General features: G+C 48.3%; 13 protein-coding genes. 10 read left to right on the top strand and 3 right to left on the bottom strand.

What is annotated here, in order from left to right; all coding sequences use genetic code 11:
- Positions 1–46: 46 nt before the first annotated feature.
- Positions 47–1,774 carry an FAD-binding protein gene (locus DESDE_RS16325; protein ID WP_014795131.1) on the top strand — a complete coding sequence of 576 codons (1,728 nt, stop codon included), beginning with the start codon at positions 47–49 and terminating at the stop codon, positions 1,772–1,774.
- 105 nt (positions 1,775–1,879) lie between these two features.
- On the opposite strand, the gene DESDE_RS22130 is transcribed toward DESDE_RS16325, so the two are convergent.
- Positions 1,880–2,050: a hypothetical protein gene (locus DESDE_RS22130; protein WP_014795130.1), complete on the bottom strand. Its 171-nt coding sequence runs from the start codon at positions 2,048–2,050 to the stop codon at positions 1,880–1,882.
- Between the two features lie 104 nt (positions 2,051–2,154).
- Between DESDE_RS22130 and DESDE_RS16320 the strand changes: the two genes are divergently transcribed.
- The 4 genes from DESDE_RS16320 to DESDE_RS16305 all read left to right on the top strand — a co-directional run bounded on the left by DESDE_RS16320 (position 2,155) and on the right by DESDE_RS16305 (position 7,015).
- Entirely contained in the window at positions 2,155–2,388 is a 234-nt protein-coding gene (locus DESDE_RS16320) for a helix-turn-helix domain-containing protein (RefSeq protein WP_014795129.1), read from the top strand.
- Positions 2,389–2,742: 354 nt separating this feature from the next.
- Positions 2,743–4,791: a HelD family protein gene (locus DESDE_RS16315; protein ID WP_014795128.1), complete on the top strand. Its 2,049-nt coding sequence runs from the start codon at positions 2,743–2,745 to the stop codon at positions 4,789–4,791.
- A gap of 248 nt (positions 4,792–5,039) precedes the next feature.
- Positions 5,040–5,951: a hypothetical protein gene (locus DESDE_RS16310; RefSeq protein WP_174270150.1), complete on the top strand. Its 912-nt coding sequence runs from the start codon at positions 5,040–5,042 to the stop codon at positions 5,949–5,951.
- A gap of 32 nt (positions 5,952–5,983) precedes the next feature.
- Positions 5,984–7,015: a peptidase U32 family protein gene (locus DESDE_RS16305; RefSeq protein WP_014795126.1), complete on the top strand. Its 1,032-nt coding sequence runs from the start codon at positions 5,984–5,986 to the stop codon at positions 7,013–7,015.
- Between the two features lie 118 nt (positions 7,016–7,133).
- Here DESDE_RS16305 and DESDE_RS16300 read toward each other — a convergent pair whose 3' ends face one another.
- Positions 7,134–7,658: a hypothetical protein gene (locus tag DESDE_RS16300; protein ID WP_014795125.1), complete on the bottom strand. Its 525-nt coding sequence runs from the start codon at positions 7,656–7,658 to the stop codon at positions 7,134–7,136.
- A gap of 317 nt (positions 7,659–7,975) precedes the next feature.
- Between DESDE_RS16300 and DESDE_RS16295 the strand changes: the two genes are divergently transcribed.
- The 4 genes from DESDE_RS16295 (at position 7,976) to DESDE_RS16280 (ending at position 14,353) form a co-directional block, all read left to right on the top strand.
- Positions 7,976–10,615, top strand: coding sequence for a YhgE/Pip domain-containing protein (locus DESDE_RS16295; RefSeq protein ID WP_014795124.1), 2,640 nt, complete (start codon positions 7,976–7,978; stop codon positions 10,613–10,615).
- A gap of 12 nt (positions 10,616–10,627) precedes the next feature.
- Complete coding sequence (locus DESDE_RS16290; protein ID WP_014795123.1) at positions 10,628–12,847, top strand: YhgE/Pip domain-containing protein; 2,220 nt, start codon at positions 10,628–10,630, stop codon at positions 12,845–12,847.
- Between the two features lie 155 nt (positions 12,848–13,002).
- Positions 13,003–13,638, top strand: a complete 636-nt coding sequence (locus DESDE_RS16285; protein ID WP_014795122.1) for a cytochrome c3 family protein — start codon at positions 13,003–13,005, stop codon at positions 13,636–13,638.
- A 4-nt stretch (positions 13,639–13,642) separates the two neighbouring features.
- Complete coding sequence (locus DESDE_RS16280) at positions 13,643–14,353, top strand: formate dehydrogenase subunit gamma (protein ID WP_014795121.1); 711 nt, start codon at positions 13,643–13,645, stop codon at positions 14,351–14,353.
- Between the two features lie 196 nt (positions 14,354–14,549).
- On the opposite strand, the gene DESDE_RS16275 is transcribed toward DESDE_RS16280, so the two are convergent.
- Complete coding sequence (locus tag DESDE_RS16275) at positions 14,550–16,463, bottom strand: Rqc2 family fibronectin-binding protein (RefSeq protein WP_014795119.1); 1,914 nt, start codon at positions 16,461–16,463, stop codon at positions 14,550–14,552.
- A gap of 139 nt (positions 16,464–16,602) precedes the next feature.
- On the opposite strand from DESDE_RS16275, the gene DESDE_RS16270 reads away from it, so the two are divergent.
- The gene (locus DESDE_RS16270) at positions 16,603–19,344 is read left to right on the top strand and encodes a calcium-transporting P-type ATPase, PMR1-type (RefSeq protein ID WP_014795118.1); all 2,742 of its coding nucleotides are present in this window, start codon (positions 16,603–16,605) and stop codon (positions 19,342–19,344) included.
- The last annotated feature ends 223 nt before the right edge of the window (positions 19,345–19,567 follow it).

Here is a 19,567-nt window from a genome sequence, read left to right as displayed (position 1 = left end):
TTCACAAAGTCGTATAGTATATACGGCTAAAATTAGGAGGTAGAAGATGAAAAAGACAAAGGTTATCTCAATTCTATCGGTTTTCCTGTGCTTGACGCTGGGGCTGTCGGGTTGTACCGCCGCTCCTGCCGGTGCGGGAAGCTCGGCCCAGGGGGGGATCGTCCCCGGCGACTACCTAGGCGTGGGCAACGGTCGTAACGGCCCGATCGTGGTTAAGGTCACACTCGGGAAGGACAGCATCGACGCCATTAAAGTTGTAAGTGAAAAAGAGACACACAACACCGGTTCCGTACCCATCAAGCAGTACCCTGATCTGATCGTGCAGAATCAGACTTTGGATCTCGATATTGTAAGCGGGGCGACAGTCAGTAGCGCTGCCTTCCTGAACGCTGTCAGGAATGCGATCACCCAGGCGGGTGGCGATCCTGCCCAGTTCACTGGTAAAGTTATCGCCGATGTGCCCCATGAAGACACCACTGCGGATGTGGTGGTGGTTGGAGCCGGTGGCGCCGGCATGACCGCCGCGATAAGCGCGGCGAATGAGGGAAAGAAAGTCATCCTGCTGGAGAAGCTTGGCCTTGTGGGCGGTACCTCTAATTACTCCGTTGAGAGCTTCGGCGCGGTGGGAGATAAAACCCATATCGCGTTGGGCAGCGATGTGACCGCAGAGGAACAAGCGGCAATATTAACAAAGCAAAACCCCAACGGAACGGCGGAGGCCTTCAGCGTACTGACCCATAACAATGGTGCGGCGGCAGACTGGCTGCGCAGTATCGGCGCACAATTGACGGTGGCAAGCGGTCAGGTCAGCTCCACTTCGGCCCGCGAGGTGGGCGAATTTGGCAACACGATTGTATCGGCGCTCAAGGCAGAATGTGAAAAGACCGGCGTGGACGTGCGGGTCAACAGCAAAGCCACTGAGCTGGTTATGAAGGATGGCGTCGTGGACGGCGTCAAGGTTTCCACTAAGCAGGGTGACTACACCATTTCCGCTAAGGCGGTGGTCATCGCTTCCGGTGGATTTGCAGCCAACAACGACATGGTTGCCGAATATGCCCCCACTTTGAAGGGTTATAAGAGTTCCCCTTCCCCCGGAGGTACAGGAGACGGTCATCTGATGGCTCAAGCTGCGGGCGCGGACCTGAAGAACATGGATTATATTCGCGTTAACTTCACCTATACCACGGCAGAGAACGGCTACTACTATTATATGGGCAGCCTGTTCAACACCGGTGCGATTTTCGTGAACAAGGACGGCCAGCGTTTTGTGAACGACCAGGGTGCGTATGGAGTAGGTCCTCAGGTCGTTCAACAGGGTGGCAGTGGTTGGGCGATCTTCGACAATTCCCTTGTCGAGGGTGTTAAGGATGTGCGCGAGTACGAGAAGCTGGGCCTCTTCGTAAGTGCGAACACGATTGAAGAACTTGCGGACAAAATCGGTGTGAACAAGGAGAACCTCGTGAAGACGATCAACAATTACAAGGGTTATGTGGCTAACGGCAAGGACGAGGAGTTTGGCCGCGCTATGCTGAACATGACCTTTGATGAAGCACCGTTCTATGCTGCTCCCATGACCTGCCGCATACAGGGTACATTTGGAGGAATTAACACGGATGTGAATACACAGGTGCTTAAAACAGATGGAAACGCTATTCCCGGATTGTTCGCCGCAGGTGAATGCGCTAACGATGGGACTTGGGGCGCCAACCCGGCCGCCGTCAACGTCGTGTTTGGCCGTATTGCGGGCCAGAACGCCGCTGCGTACGTCAAATAACACCGGAATCACCTGATTTCATTTTGCAACGCAAAAAAGTACAGGGCAAGTCCAGCGTATGGCTAGGCTTGCCCTGTGACTTTAGCATTATATCGGCGCCACCGTTTACTCGGTGGCTTTTGGTTTTTCATCAGCAGAAATGGGCAAAATAGTTAAAGAACTATCCTGGGTTTCAATATACTCACTTTCCCCATCGCGTTGTGCATCCTGAAGATGATTAATCGCAGTTGTAACTGCGTTAAAAAGTGCGAAATACATTTTTTTATAATCCGCCATGGTGATCCCCTTTTGCTCCGTTATCGGAGCAATTATAACATAGGTTACCCTCTATAATCAAGGTAAATATGCTCCGAAATTGGAACAAGGAAAGGTTTAGAGCTATGGGACAAAACATCAAAGCGGATAAAAGTATTGGCGATAATATTCGCAAATGGAGAAACGCCAAGGGTATGACTCAGGAAGAGCTTTCAGCCCAATTACAGATACATGGCTGTGATATTTCCCGGGGAACACTGGCGAAAATCGAGGCCGGTATCAGGCATATTTCTTTGGATGAGTTACATGCCATAAAGACAATTTTGGAGATTACTTACGACGATTTTTTTATGAGGTAAAAAAAGATGGAATAGGTATGTGATCTATTAATTAATACCTAACAGAGATGAGAAGGTGAAAAAGATAAAAGAATACCAGCTATCGAATGGAATTAAGAACCCTTGCCATGGGATAACGGCCCATGTCGCCATCGTTTTCATAATAAAAAACTATAGCCTTTCCAATACAAACGATTGGAGAGGCTATATTATATAAATAAACCTAAAAATATCGAGAAATGGAATTTTTTATCATTTTCTTTAGGGGCAATACTTAATCTAAATGATACCGCATTGAAAATTATAAGTCTAGTATTTTTTGAATTTCCTTCTATACTTTAGATTGTAAATTCAAAGGGATAAAGGAGATTAATTATGTTTAATCAAAAGGAAAGTGATGAAAGAGAGTATTTAGGTGAAGTACAGAGAAAGCTCAAAACAGCGCTGGAACACATGAAAGAAACAATAGACCATTACTCCAGAGAAATATTAGAGACTAAGCGGTATATCTATGAAAATCAACTTGACCTTGCTGAAAAAGCGGCGAATAGAATCGCTGTTCATGATAGCGTTACCTTCGGAGAAAAAGCTATCAAAGAAAGAGGGAAGCTTCAAAAATTAATACAATCTCCCTATTTTGGAAGAATTGATTTTGCTGAGACAAAAGAAGGTAAAGGAGATCCATTCTATATTGGAGTGCATGCTTTTGCTGATCCCGCGACATCTCACAACATCATTTTCGACTGGCGAGCACCTATCTCAAGTATGTTTTATGATTTTGAGATTGGCCCGGCTTTTTATGTGGCTCCTGTTGGAAAAATTGATGGAGTGCTGACCCTAAAGCGGCAATACAGAATCAGACAAACTCAAATGGAGTATATGATTGAAAGCTCTCTGAATATTGGCGACGAAATTTTGCAAAAGGAATTAAGCCAGAATTCCGATGACAAAATGAAAAACATTGTAGCAACCATCCAAAGGGAGCAAAACGCTATCATTAGAAATGACAGTGCAAAAGTCCTGATCCTACAGGGGGCAGCAGGTTCCGGAAAGACCTCTATAGCATTGCATCGGGTCGCGTTTTTACTGTATCGCTACAAAGAGACTTTAACATCAAAGGATCTCCTGATTATTTCTCCTAATAAAGTATTCGGCAACTACATCTCCAATGTTTTGCCGGAATTAGGAGAAGAGAATATGGCAGAAATAAGTTTTGATGATATTGCCACGAGCATGCTTGGAAAGTATCACTATCAGAGTTTTTCTGAACAAGTAGAAAGCTTATTAGCGGATGAGGATGCCGAAGCAATTGCCAGAATTGAGTTTAAGGCGACAAACCTCTTTGTAGAGCAGCTCCAATCGTATTTGGAATATGCTGACGAAAACTATTTTGTTCCCACCGATCTGGCCCTCGGAAGTTTTTTTGTTTCCAAAGAAACCCTGCTTTCTAACTATCATGCTCTGAAAAGGCTGCCTATGAAGAAGCGGTTGCGTAAAATAGCAGACGATTTAATAGAAAAATACAAGAGACATACGAATAAAAAGATGGACGCCGCAATTTCCCGCCAAATAAGAGACAGCATACAAAAAATGTTTCAATTTACCGATACGCTTTTGCTGTATCAAAATTTTTACCGCTACCTCGGTCGGGATGATTTGTTCCGTTTTATCCGTAAAAATACGTTGGAGTTTTGCGATGTCTATCCCTTCATTTATGTGAAAATGTATTTTGAAGGAGAAGAACAGGATTACAAAAGTATACAGCACTTGTTGGTTGATGAAATGCAGGATTATACGCCTATCCAATATGCCGTTTTAGCGAAACTATTTTCCTGTAAAATGACCATTTTGGGCGACAGCTATCAAAGCGTAAATCCTTACAGTTCATCCTCCGCGGAAAAGATTCAGCCGTACTTTGCCGGATGTGATTGTATGGAATTGTGCAGGAGCTACCGTTCAACCATTGAAATTACCGGATTTACCCAAAAAATTTTAGAAAACAAAAAACTAATTCCCATTGAACGGCATGGTGACAAACCAACAATAACAGTATGTCAAACTCAGAAGGAACAGTTGGGCAAGATACGGCATTTGATTGAGCAATTCAGACAATCCGCACAGGCCTCCTTGGGTATTATCTGCAAATCACAGAAACAGGCAAGGCTGCTTTTTGAACAACTTCATACCGCTTATGACACTATGATTCTATTGAGTTTTGGCAGCAGCGAATTTCAAGATGGCATCGTCATCACTTCTGTACACATGTCGAAAGGACTTGAATTTGATCAGGTGATCGTGCCCGATGTTTCCGATGATCTTTATAAAACACAATTAGACCGGAGTCTATTATATATTGCCTGCACAAGAGCCATGCACAAATTAGATTTAACTTGTTGTGGCAAAAAAACGAAGTTTTTGAACTAAAACTGGTCTGCTACCTTCTGGCATTATCAATAGAATAAAGCCTTCGTTAAAGCGGGACAGCCGCCTAAGTTCGTAGGTATGGATGTTGTTCCATCATCCCCCCGCCGCAGCCTGGCTGGATTCGAAAGTGCATTCGAATCCAGGACAGGCTGTTTCATATTAAAGGAACAATTCTAAAGGCGAATGGGCTCAGATTACCACCGAAAATCATACTATAGTAGAGTATTAATCAAGTAACTCTAAAGGAGGTGAGTGACGTGGAATGGGTCTTGGCTATTCCACATGAACAGGCGTTCAAAAGAATAGAGGAACCTTGGGGCGGAGCAAAAACAAGTTACCTAACAGGGGTAAAAGAGATTCTGGAAGCAAAATACGGCCCGATAAGCTTTACGAGGCTTTATTTCGGTGAGGAATTCTGCGAAAGGGCGTTATCGACAGGGAAGGCTTTGGAAAAGGCGATTAGTACGGCTGAAGAACGTGGATGGGGATTTACTTACGTCACCCCCTATGTGACAGAGACTGGGCTGACTAAAGTCCAGCAGCTGCTGGACATCCTAGCGCAAACAAAACCTGAGGCTGAGGTTGTGATTAATGACTGGGGTGTGCTTGATTGGGTGACGGAGCATCATTCCACCCTTACTCCTGTTTTAGGCCGACTGATGAATAAAATTATCCGGGACCCCCGGATGCCGGATTCCTTGCGAAATTCGCCGGATCAAACTGTGATTCACAAGTTCCAGACCAGCTACCTGGCAGGAGGAGAGATGAAGGGCTTGCTTGATCAGTATCAGGTAGGACGGGTGGAACTGGATTATCCCCCTCAGGGGCTGGACCCAAATCTGCCGACTTGGGGTTATGACATCTCTTTATATATCCCTTATGGCGTGATTATGACAGGCCGGATTTGCCTGATGCAATCGTGGGGATTGGATGCCAAGGAAAAGTTCAAGACGACCGGGTCGTGTCCGCAGAAATGCAGGTTAGGTTGGCTGGAAATGTCCGACCTCAGTGGTCGGGTTAAGAAAGATAAGGACTGGCAAATTATGCAGAAGGGAAACACCGTTTTTTATCGTCAGAACAAAGGATTCCTGGCTGAAATCCTGACTGAGGCGGAAAAGATCGGGGTCAACCGGATGATTTTCCAGCCGGAGCCAATCTAATCGGAGTCATTAATCGATCAGGGAGGTGTACGATGAACATCCTGGCACCGGTAAGTTCCGTAAAGGAAGCGGAACGATTAATTGCACATGGCGCCGACGAACTTTATTGTGGAATAGGGCTTGGGGCATTGAAGAATAAGCCGGGGAACACCCAGCGGGAAATCTGGATCAATCGCCGCGAATCGGGTAACGCCAACATCCCCGACCTGGAAAGCTTGTCTCTGCTGGTTGACTTCGCCCATGCCCAAGGGAAAAAGGTATACCTGACGTTGAATCAACCGGGCTATGCCCAAGATCTCTATGAGGAGATTCTGGCTTTCGCAAGAGAGATCAAGAGGAGCTGCAAGGTGGATGCTTTTATTGTTGCGGATCCGGGGCTGATCCGGATGCTGATCGAGAAGGAACCGGATATCGTGATTCATGTCAGCAGCCTGGCCGGCGTTTTAAACAGCTCCGCGGTCCTGTTCTTTAAGAAGCTGGGTGTCAAACGAATCGTTTTTCCCCGTTATCTGGAGGCGAAGACACTTAAGAAGATCATTGACAGGGCGGGGGAAGATCTGGAATATGAAGTTTTTATCCTCAACGACGGTTGTATGTTTGAGGAATCCCACTGCCATGTCAGTCATCAATTTGGCGGCGCCTTCTGTCATAATCCGGCCTGGCGGTATAAGCTGATCCCGCCGGAAGAGGGCGGGGCTTTAGAGACATGGAAGTTAAGGAGCTTAAAAATTTCCGGGGAGACCTTTGAGCGCAATGTGGGTGATTTGAAAAGGTGGCAATGGATCGGGATTAGGAACAGCGGTGGGTATTTCGGAGTAAAATATCCGCTGGGCATGTGCGGTCTGTGCACCTTGCCCGAATATCGGGACATGGGGATAACCTCCTTGAAAATTGTGGGCAGGGAGGCCTCCCTGCGCAAGAAAGTCAAGAGCGTCGAACTGTTAAAGAAAGTATTGGCCTATCAAAGCGAAGGGCATATGCCCGATGAAGTGCGCGATTATGCCAGGACGAATAAGGGAGCCAGGATACTTTGCGAGAGCGGGTATATGTGTTATGAGCGTTAACTATCCTCATCTTCGCGGCAGACCAGATACTATTTATCCTGGCGAGAAAATTAGGGTCAGATAAGAATTATAAAAACAGCCCTCACTGTTTGAGTGAGGGCTGATTTACTATATTGGTTTATTGAAAACTCTGACCGATATCCGAGCTTTGTCCAGATTGTTGAGAACTCTGTCCTGTCTGCATTGAGCTTTGACCCATCTGCATTGAACCTTGTGCTCCTTGTTGTGATGACTGAGAGGTTTGAGGGTTTTGCGAGATATTTTGAAGTTGAGATTGAGCTTGCTCGATAAAGGATGCCATTTGATCTAGAGCATTCATCGATTGGATGGATTGACTAGCTTGATTTAAAGCTTGCGAAGCTGACTGAACAGATTGTTGAAGCTTGCTTAGATTTTGCTGTTGTTCCTGTTTTGATTGATTTTTAAATTGATTCATTTCATCAAATAACTGCGTTAATTGCTGCTGTCCTTGCCCTTGGGCTGAAGATGTATTTTGAGACCCCATGCCAGACTGTAAGCTAGAAATAGACTGCTGCATTTTACTAAACTGATCTTTTAAAGCACTTAGCTCCTCTGCAATTTCCATCTCCACTTTTACCCCAGTAAGACTTTCTAACCCTGTCATCTGCTTTTTAGTGCTCATTTTTACCCTCCTAAGTAATTGTTTTTCAATCTTCAATTATCATGTCCTAAAAATAAAAATATATGTTGAACAAACTTATTACCTCAACTTTTTTATCATAATTGTCACCTACCTATAGGTTGTGACATAAATATTCCCTGGAGATTGGATGATTATTAAACCACAAATATCCAATCCCAGGGCTTATTTTTATTGGCCTTATAGAAATTTTGTCATCACCCACTTTCGTCCATTGACAATGGTGATAGAATTGTAGTATTGACGCTTTATTCGACGGATAGTGGGCGTTTTGACTACACTTTAGCGGAGGACTACCTATGAAGTTCAGAAACATGAGGAAAATCTGGCAACAGGATTGGCGAAGAATTTCGCGCAACCCTGTTGCTATTATTATCGTCGCCGGAATATGCCTGCTTCCCTCCTTATACGCCTGGGTCAACATACAGGCTTCCTGGAACATCTACGAAAATACCGGTTCGATTCCGGTCGCCATTGTCAACAATGACCAGGCCACCACCTTTCGGGACAAGGAAATCCACATTGGCAGAGATGTGGTGGAGGAGCTGAAAGGAAACGACAAAATCGACTGGCAGTTTGTTAACGAACGGCAGGCCGATTTGGGCCTGGCGGACGGTACTTATTTTGCCGCCATTATCTTTCCGGAGGATTTCTCCGCAAAATTCACGACCATGTTTTCCGGCAACCCGGAAAAGCCGAAAATCCTTTATAAAGTCGATACCAAGATCAATCCCGTTGCAGGAAAAATAACGGAATCCGCCAAAAATACACTGGTGGAAGAAATCACCCAGAATTTTGTATTCACCCTTAACGAATCGATTTTTGCCATTCTCAATCCAGTGGGAAAAGATGCCGATACCAATTTACAGGACATTATAAAAATGAAGGATGCCATCGTAGGGCTGAACAACCACCTGCCCCTTGTGACCACGACGATGAACGCCCTGCACGACAATTCCGGCAACCTAAACCAGCTCCTGACCAGTATGAACGCAGCCTGGCCCCTGGTCGAAAGCGGACTGAACACAGTCAGCCAAACCGCTGTCAGCCAGCAGGAGCTTTCCCGCTCCACACAGCAGCGGCTGAACAGCTCCCTGGATTATATGGATACCAATCTGGCCTACATCCATACCTCCAGCCAGCGTGCCCACGCCCTGTTCCTGGAGTTGAACCTTGCGGTTTCGGAAGGAAATACCACAAAGATGAACACCGCATTCTACGATTTGGACGCCTTACTGCGTTCCATGGAAGACTCCGTGGGCGCGACCTCCACTTATCTGAGCCGTTACCAAAGAATCGACTGGAGCTCCGATACGAAAAATGCGGTGGCCAGGCTGACCTCCCTGAAAACCTCTCTGACCAACATGAAACAACAATTGATTGAGGTACAAAAAAATCTAAAGCAGTTTTCTGCTGATTCCGAAGAGCTTTCCGAATATCTGGACCGCACTTTTCCTCAGCTGGAGGAGCAAATCAACACCATCGATTCCTCCATCAGCAGCGCCATCGCAGCTCTGGAATCTGTGAACCAGTCCCTTTCCTCCGAGCAAATCACCGCCTTGATTGAAAGCCTTCGCGCCTTGCAGAACTCCGGCCTTAAGGATGGGGTTCTTGACTCCCTGGAGTCCCTGCAAGCCATTCAGAAAAACACAGGCGCGGCCCTTGAATCGGCCAATAAAGCCATCGATTCGGTGATTCAGTCCATCGATACCGTCCTGCCCAAAATGGATGCCGCCATAAACGTTTTGAACACCACCCAAAAGGCAGACGACATCAAAAAGCAAGAGCTGAGTCGGATGATCAACACCTTGAACCAGATCGATGCCAACCTGGGTGATATCCGGCAAAAGCTATCCGATATCCAGAACGAAGCCGGTGAAGCCGCGGCTCTCATCAAAGAAAAGGCCGACACCCTCCAGAATGATCTCTATCAGATCGAAAGCCGGACCAACGAAGCCCTGACCGATTATCATAACAGCATCCGCGGGGATTTGAACACCATCGGCACCCGCCTGGTCACCTCCGCCGACAACGCTGCCGCCCTGGCCCTATCCGCCCAGAAGCTGGGAGGGGAAATTGGGAGCATGATGCAAACCGCCCAGGAGGGCGCCCAGCTCACCTCGGAAATAAGCGGCAAGCTGCAGAACAAGCTTGTGGAATTCCGGGGCGTCATCGCAAGCCTGGGCGGCAAGCTGGAGTTGGTCAATAACAATGACATCGTCCAAATCATTTCCATTCTGCAAAGCAACCCGGAATTTATGGGCAGCTTTCTTTCCTCACCCTTCGAGCAGAAAACCGAATCCATTTATCCCATTCCCAACTACGGGTCCAGTATGACTCCAATCTATACCACCCTGGCCCTTTGGGTGGGGTGTCTGATTCTGAATTCCCTCCTCAGGACAGAGGTTGCTCCCTTTGAGGGCTCCGAAACCCTGACCCTGCGGGAAAAGCATTTTGGCAAAATGATGACCTTTTGCTCCATGGCGGTCATTCAAGGCCTGATTGTCGCCCTGGGCGACATCCTGCTCTTAAAAGTCCATGTGGTCAACGCCTTTCTCTTTGTCTGTGTGGCCGTCTTCTCTTCCGTAGTGTTCTGCATCATTACCTATACCCTATTTTCCACCTTAGGCAACGGCGGCAAAGCCCTGGCCATTATCTATATGATCTTTCAGCTGGCCGGCAGCGGAGGGAGCTATCCTATACAGGTCGACCCCGCCATTTTCAGGGTGTTTCAGCCCCTTTTCCCCTTTGCCTATACAGTGGGCGGCTTCCGGGAAGCCATCGCCGGCCCCCTGGTCAATGCCGTAATGCTGGATTTTGTGGTGCTGGGCCTATTTGCCTTTGTCTTTTTAATCAGCGGCTATTATCTTATCAATCTGCTTCATCCCCGGGTCCACCGTTTTGAGAAAAAATTCGAAAGCTCTGGTTTAGGAGAGTAAGGAGGGCGAACAATGAAGGGATCCAAAGGAACATTCTTTCAGAAAGTCGGGCATACCCTGCAGCATATCGCCCGGCATAGAATCCACCCCGTCTTTCTGATTTTTCGCAGGGATATCAAGACAATTAAAAACAACCGGGCCGCACTGGCGATTATTGTGCTCCTGTGCCTGCTGCCCTCTTTATACGCCTGGGTGAATATTTACGCCTGCTGGGACCCCTATGCCAATACCGGAAATCTGCCGGTGGCCATTGTCAACAACGATGAAGGGACGGTAATGAACGGGGAAATTATCAATGTAGGCGAAAAGGTGATGGAGGAGCTCAAGGAAAATCGATCCATCGGCTGGCAGTTCGTGGACGAATGGCAGGCCAACTATGGCCTGAATGAAGGCCAGTACTATGCGATGATTGAAATTCCCCGCAACTTTTCCGAACGCCTGACGAGCCTGGCCACCCCCACTCCCCAAAAGCCCGTGGTCACGTACCGGGTCAATGAAAAGCTCAATGCCATTGCCGCCAAAATCACTAATGTGGCAAAAGATCGCCTGATGGAGAGCATAGAGAGCAGCTTTACCAAAACAGTGAATGAAAAAGCTATGGAAATGATCAAAACAGGGACCGACAATCACGAGATCAGCCGCTCCGTACTCCAGGATCTGCAAAGCACTTTGCAAGAAGCGGACGGGGACATCGCCGCGGCCAAGCAACATATCGACAAAGCAGGGGAAAACGCCGCCAGCTTTCAAAACTATTTATTAGAAGCTGCGGCCCTTTCGCCCACCTTGACCGACCAAATCAACAGCTTACAGCAAATCACTGCCGCAGGCGGGTCCCTGGCCCAAAAGACCGACCGCACCATGCAGACCATCGCTAACAACATCAGCAGCGATTTAAGCCGGGTCCAGGAGCTGAATCGGCAGAATCAGGAGCTGATCGGCAGGCTGAAGAACATCAACGACACGACCCTCGATGAAAACACCAAAAGCCTTCTCCAGCAAAATATCGTGCTCTGTTCTTCACTGCATATCCTGATTCAGGCGGATATCTCCTCCTTAAGCGATCTGAACGCCACCTATCATTTAAACGCCCTGACCCTGCTGATCGATTCCCTGCGTTATGCAGACCGTTTGGTTGCCGCGCAACAAACAGCTATGATACAGATCCTGGATGGGCAAAACAGCACGGCCAAGGAAGCTGCCGCCCAGGCACTGGAGACCCTTTCCCAGCTCAGCGCCGAACTGAATCAGCTCGCCCAGAATCTGTCCGCCTCCTATGCCGCCCAGGGACTGCCCCTCTTACAGGGTCTGGGGGATAAAGTCGCCCAATCCCTGGACAATACCAGCGGGCTGGTGGGTTCCGCTCTGGCTATCGTTCCCCAACTGGACGCCTTGTCCGTCTTTGCCGCAGCGTCCAGCGGACTGGCCGCCCAGCAAAGTGCCCAGATGATGAACCGGCTCACCGATCTCCAGGAGGATCTTGATACCATCCTGGCGGAAATCAACAGCATTTCCTCAGAGGATCTCGACGCCCTGGACAACATCATCCAGAACCATTCCTCAGAAATCGCCGAGTTCGTCTCCTCCCCCCTGGACGTTGAACAGGTGGAAATCTATCAGGGCGGGACCTTTGGCGAAGGCCTTACCCCCTTTTATACCGTATTGGCGATCTGGGTAGGGGTCCTGCTGCTTTGTGCCTTTTTAACCGTTCACTGCAATGATCTGGAGAACCACAAGCTGAACCTGAAACAAAAGCATTTTGGAAAAATGACCCTGTTTTTGATCTTATCCCTCATTCAGTCCACCATCATCACCTTGGGAGATGTCTTCATCCTGGGGGTCAAACCGGCCGACTTTGGCTTGATGATGTTTTTCAGTATTTTGTGCTCCATCACCTTTGTAGTCATCATCTTTACCCTGGTTTCCTTATTCGGCAATGTGGGCAAAGCCATTGTGGTCATCATTATGGTCTTTCAGATTGCCGGCGCAGGCGGAATTTACCCCATCCAGACCAACCCCCGCATCTTTGGGCTCCTCCATCCCCTGTGGCCCTTTACTTACGGCATCAACGGCTTTCGTGAAGCCATTGCAGGTTCCAATTGGGCAAGCGTGCGCTTGAATGCCTCCGCTCTGCTGGGCTTCATTCTCGTCTTTTTGCCCCTGGCCGCTTTAAAAAAGCCCTTCCATAAGATCGGTGAATTTCTGGAGAAAAAATATAAAGAAGCCGGAATTTAAACAATCCGCCGCGTCCCAACAGGATGCGGCGGATCGTTTTTTATCGTCATAAGTGCATAGAGCCGGATTATTTGAGACACACTAGCAATGCTGTGGGTTATAACCCTCCCTATAGGGGAACCCCTCGATAAAACCCAGAATATGAGGTAGGGACGATGACAAAGAAAAAGCAATGGGTATTAAATGGAATTATTTTTACTCTTTTCTTTAGTTTTTGGTTGCTTTCCGATGGGGCGGTGGTCCTTGCTCAAACCAATTGCAATCAATGCCATGCCAATGTCGCCAATGATCTAAAAAGCTCCGTCCACAGCTCCTTGAGCTGCACAAGCTGTCACAGCGATGTAACGGCTTACCCTCACCCGTCAGGAGTACATGTGGACAAAAAGAAAAGCGTTGAATTATGCACCACCTGTCATACCGGGCGGGTAGCGGACAGTTATCAGCATAGTTTCCATGGCAAAGGGGTGTTCCTGGGAAGCCAACGGTCCGCCAGCTGTGTGGACTGCCACAGTGCTCATGAAGTTCTGGGTCAGGATAATCCTAATTCTCAAGTGGCCAAGGAGAATATTCCCCAGACCTGTGCCCGATGTCATAAAAATCCTTCCCCAGGCTTTACAGAAGGAGCGGAGCATTTCCAGCTTACGGCCATGGGCCCCGGAAAACCCATGTATTATACGGCTAAGTTTTTTGTTTGGCTGACTATAATTGCGATGACCTTACTGGTGATTCACATTGAAATGCAGTTGTACCGAGAATTACGAATCATCCTACAAAATCGCAAGAGGAGGTAATCCCGTGGGCCATGAACAAGTTTACCAGCGCTTTGATATTCACCAGCGCATCCAGCATATAGGAATGTTCACCAGTTTTATGATCCTCACTATAACCGGCTTGCCTATAAAATTCGAACAAAGCAAACTATCTCAGGGAGTAGTCTCCTTATTTGGCGGCTTTGACACGATGTTTTATGTCCATCTGCTGGGAGGAGCGCTGATGATCGTGGTAAGCATTTACCACTTGATTTACCTTGTATTAGTACCATTAGGCGGGAAAAAGAAATCCTGGGCTATTATGCCCAACTGGAAAGACTTCAGGGATTTGGCCCATAATCTTTCCTATTTCTTAGGGTTCAGAAAGAACCCCGCCCGCTTTGACCGCTATTCCTATAAAGAAAAATTCGACTACTGGGCAGTATTTTGGGGGATGCTCATCATGGGAGGATCCGGTTTGATGATGTGGTACCCTCAATTCTTCACTTTATTTTTGCCTCGTTGGGTCATTGATTCATCACGTTATGCCCATACGGATGAAGCCATCTTAGCCATTAGTGCTATTTTCATCTGGCATTTTTACAATGTCCATTTTAACAATAGATCCTTCCCCATGAGCAAGGTCTGGTATGTAGGCAATCTCACCCGGGAGGAGATGGAGGAGGATCATCCTGTGGAGCTGGAAAGAATTGAAAGAGAACGGGATGTACTGGATAAGGGTCAATCTAAGGAGTGAATGCAGTGGGAGAGTCAAAATTTAAAAACAGCATTACCTTGATAGTTGTTGAAATGATTGTTTATGCGGCGGCCCTTGCCGTGATTCTTAATTGGGCATTTCATTCCGCTATTTAGCAAGGTATGGCAAAAAGCCCGCAGGTTCCATTTGGATCCTGCGGGCTTTTACGTTCTTACTCGTTCTTGTTGAAGGTAGCTTAAGGCATTTCCTCCCCTTCGCGGGGCAGCAAACGTTCCACAATCTCCTCTTGCGGAGTCAAATAAAGAGTCCAATTCTTATCATAGATGACCATACCGGGTTTAGCGGCATTGGGTTTTTTTATGTTCTTAACATGAGTATAATCCACCGGAACCAAAGTGGAGCCCTTGGCCTGACTGAAATGGATGGCCAGGGCGGCCGCTTCCTCTAAAGTAGCATCATCGGGGAACTCTTCACCCTCCTCAAGGGGAATCAGCACATGAGAGCCAGGGATGTTTTTGGTATGGAGCCAGAGGTCTTGGGGGCGGCCTTTTTTAAGGGTCAGCCAATCATTTTGACGATTATTTTTACCCACAAGGATGGGGCGGTTTTGACTGGATAGATAGATTTTGGGCTGAGGGGATTCTGCTTTAGGGTCCTGTTTATTCCTCTTGGCATTCTTGCTGCTTTGTCCCTTACTATGTTTAGAATTCTTGCCGTTCTTCTTGTTTTTGCCGGGATTATTTTTTTCTTCCCCGGCCAAGGATTTGCCATGGTGTTTGCCGGACAAGTAATTCTCATCGATCAGTTCCTTATGAACCTCATCCAGCTCGGAGGGTGCAGAGGCTTGCTCCAGGCTTAAAAGAACGGAATGAAGATAAGTGATCTCCTCCTCGACGGCGTCTTTCAGAGGAGTTGTTTTTTGAATGGTGGCTTTCGCCTTATTGTAAAGCCGGTAATAACGTTGGGAGTTTTCAATGCCCGTGAGCTGAGGGTCCAGTGGAATCGTCACTTGGGGCAGAGATTCCTCATTATAATCCTCCGCCACAATTTCCCTCATCCCCAGTTCAAGACGGTAGAGGTTCGCTGTGAGCAGCTCCCCCCAGCGTTGGTATCTCAACCCCTTGGCTGCCGTGGCCAGGGTATCCTCATAGATGCCCTTTTTCTTGTTCAGATGCTGGAGCTGCTCTTGAAGGATTTTCCGCAGGGAACCCCTTTTGGCCTCTAAAGAATTGTTGGAGGCTTTGCTCTGATAAAAGCTCTCCACGGCCTCAGCCAGAGAGGTGAAGCACTGAGTAGGAAGGCCCTGATACTGCTGGAAAGGCAGAATCGTAAAAGCTGTAGGGAGAGAGTTGGGGCGGGTTGGATTAACTCCCCTCTGATAATAGAGGGTGGGTTCTAAGGGAGGAGTATGAGCTGGGTTAGCTAAAAGGGTATAGGCCTGGAAAATCCGGGATAGATCAATATCACCACATTGATCAAGGGAAATCGTCTGTTCCAATCCGGTCCGAGTTAAGATTTCCCGGGCCAGTTCCGGGCTGATCCCTGCATAGTACCTGACCAGCAAATCTATAACCTTTTCGCCAAGACCATCCTGGAAGAGGATATTTCGCCAATCTTCTTCTGTCCCCAGGGGATCCGCCTTTCCTTGAGAAGGAGGAGCAATATATAGGCGCCCGGGCAGAACCTCGCGATGACGGCTTAGGGCATGGGAATAGCGTTTTAGCCCGTCGAGGATAGCCCCGCTTTGAGGATCCACTAAAATAAGATTGCTATGCTTGCCCATGATCTCGAGATAAAGATAAAAGGTTGCTAAATCTCCATACTCGTTATAGTTTTGCACAGTGAGGAGTACGATCCGTTCCAACCCCAACTGCTCCAGAGCAAGGATTTTACCCCCCTCGATGTGTTTGCGCAGGATCATGCAGAACATGGGGGGAGAAGGAGGGTTTTTCTTGTTTTTTTGGGAAAGATGAAGCCGGGCTCCTGTGGCTGAGATGTTCAGCAGGAGTCGGTAGGACTGGCCCTGGCTGCGCAGTTGAAGATGGATTTCCTCTTTCTCCGGTTGGGTGATTTTATCTATTCGGGCCCCCTCCAGTTTGGGAGCTAATTCATGAACTAAATGATGTAAGGTAATGCCATCTAAGGCCATAGTTGTCTCCTCTCTATAGCGAAAAGTTCTATTTAAAGTTGTCCATAGTATAACACAAATCTTGGGTATTTTTCCTTCTCCTCCTGAATAAGCATGTACAAAAAGGTTGGACAACAGTCCAAAGGAGGACGATAGAGAAATGCGGCAGCAAGCATGGCATGTTTTGCCCTGGCTGGATGTGGTTAAGGCCTTGGAGGTGCATCCTGGGAAAGGATTGAACCTTAAGGAGGTTAACCGGCGGCTGGGCGAAGTGGGAAGGAATATTCTGGAGACCAAAAAAGGGGTTCATCCTGTCTTTCTCTTTCTCGGACAATTCAAGGATTTTATGGTGCTGGTTCTTTTGGCTGCGACCATTGTCTCCGCTCTCTTAGGGGAAATCGCCGATGCAGTGACGATTATGGCCATCCTGGTACTCAATGCAGTTCTGGGATTTATCCAGGAATTTCGGGCAGAGCGCTCTATTGAATCCTTAAAATCCTTAACGGCTCCGGAAGCCCGGGTCTTGCGGGATGGCCTGGAAAGCAGGATTCCTGCGGCGGATCTTGTTCCCGGGGATATCGTTCTCTTGGAGGCTGGGGATCGGATTCCCGCCGATATCCGCTGGATTCAGGCAGTGAATGTGGAAGTAGAAGAGTCCGCCCTAACCGGAGAATCCCATCCGGTGGCCAAGCGGGTGGCTCCCTTGACCGATGAACTGACCCCCATGGCTGATCGGGTGAATATGGGTTATATGGGTACCTCCTTAGTCAGCGGCCGGGGGGCCGGCGTCGTGGTCGCCACAGGAATGGAGACGGAAATGGGCGTCATCGCCGGGATGATCCAGAGTGTAGAAGAGGAAGAAACTCCTCTGCAAAAACGTCTGGCTCAGCTGGGCAAATATTTAGTCGTCATCAGTATTATCGTCTGTGGTATTGTGGTTCTGACCGGAGTCCTGCGGGGGGAAGGCTTCTATAAGATGTTTTTGGCCGGAGTCTCCCTGGCTGTAGCAGCCATCCCGGAAGGGTTGCCTGCTATTGTAACCGTGGCCCTGGCCATTGGGGTACAAAGGATGGTTAAACGCAAGGCCATTATCCGCAAGCTGCCTGCCGTGGAGACTCTGGGTTGTGCTACGGTCATCTGTTCCGATAAAACCGGGACCCTCACTCAAAATGAGATGACCGTCCGCCAAATCTATACGGATCGGAAAATGATCTCGGTAACCGGACAGGGCTATGATCCCAAAGGGGACTTTCATGGGGCGGATCCCGCCAAGGAAAAAAGCCCCCTGCAGGTCGCCCTGAAGATCGCCTCCTTATGCAATAATTCCTCCCTGAACCGTAAGGGGGTTCAGGTGGCAGGAATGTTCCGGGCAGCGGGCAAGGAGTCCCCCTGGGGAATTGAAGGAGACCCTACGGAAGGCGCTCTGCTGGTTGCCGCAGCCAAGGCGGGGATCTGGAGGGAAACCCTGGAACGTAAGGAAGAACGGGTTGGGGAGATTCCCTTTGACTCGGATCGCAAGCGCATGAGCGTCATCTATAAGGGGAAACGGGAAAAGAAGGCCTATGTCAAGGGCGCTCCCGATGAGATCCTGAGGCGCTGCCGGAGTGAGCTGACTTCCGAGGGCATTGTGGAATTAAATGAGATCAGAAGAAGGGCTATCCTCAAAGCCAATGATGAGATGGCCAAAAAAGCCTTAAGAGTACTGGCCTTAGCCGAGAAGCCCTTGCAGGAAAACGAACGGATCGATGAGCGGGTAGAGGAAGATCTGATTTTCGTGGGATTGATGGGGATGATTGATCCTCCGCGGGCAAGTGCGGCCAAAGCCATCAAAGTATGCCGCAAAGCCGGAATTAAGCCGGTCATGATTACCGGGGATCACCGTCTTACAGCGGAGGCTGTGGCCAGGGAACTGGGAATTCTCAAAGGAAATGCTGATGTAATACTCACCGGCTCCGATCTGGACCGGATGTCCGATGAAGAGCTGGAAAAGGAAGTCATGAATGTCTCCGTCTACGCCCGTGTCACCCCCAAGGATAAGCTGAGGATTGTCCGGGCTCTTAAAAAGAACGATCAAGTGGTGGCCATGACAGGGGATGGGGTGAATGATGCTCCCGCCGTCAAAGAGGCGGATATCGGGGTCTCCATGGGCAAGACGGGGACCGACGTGACCAAGGAAGCCTCGGCTATGGTCCTGGCAGACGATAATTTCGCTACCATTGTGGCCGCTGTGGAAGAAGGCCGGGCCATCTACGATAATATCCGCAAGTTTATCCGCTATTTGCTCTCCTGCAATATCGGGGAAGTCCTGGTGATGTTCTTAGCGGCTTTAGTGGGGTTGCCTTTACCTTTGCTGGCCATCCAGATTCTCTGGGTCAATCTGGTCACCGATGGGTTGCCGGCCATGGCTTTGGGAGTGGACGGCATGGACAAAGATATTATGAATCGCCGACCAAGAGATCCGGGAGAGAGCATCTTTGCCCGGGGTTTAGCCCGGAAGATATTGATCCGCGGTACAATCATTGGCTTAGGAACACTGCTTGTCTTTGTCATCGCTCTCTTTATGGGTGTGACTATGCTGGCGGCCCGAACCATGGCTTTTACCACTCTGGTCTTCTCCCAGCTCTTCCACGTCTTCGATTGCAAATCCGAGACCCGGGGTATTTTTGAGGTGGGAATCTTCTCCAATCCTTATCTGGTGGCGGCAGTGATCGGCTCGACCCTTATGCAGCTCAGTGTCATCTACATCGCCCCTCTGCAGGCCATTTTTAAAACCACGGCCTTAACGGGTTGGCAATGGGCATTGATCTTGCTGGTAGCCGGCGGCCCCTCGATTTTGATCGGCTTGTATCGCTTAATACGCAATGCGTGGCGGGGCAAAGAGATCATGGTGAGCGGAAAATAGGTGCGAAATAGATATGGGCAATAGTTTTTTGAGTCCGGGTGGAGCATTCTCCTATCCGGCCTCTTTTTTTCTCTAAATACTATACTTTCATCAATTTTTATCATCTATTGATATTTTCTATACATATTCACCCTACTATAGATTTTATAGCGCCATGTTAATAAGTATTGCGTAGGTAAAAGCTCGTCTTTATGATATAAGAAGATAAAGTATTTAAAAAGTA

This window comes from Desulfitobacterium dehalogenans ATCC 51507 (genome assembly GCF_000243155.2).
GTDB classification, from domain to species: Bacteria; Bacillota; Desulfitobacteriia; order Desulfitobacteriales; family Desulfitobacteriaceae; genus Desulfitobacterium; species Desulfitobacterium dehalogenans.
Note: the sequence above shows the minus strand (reverse complement) of the source record. Positions and strands in the feature narration are given on the sequence as shown.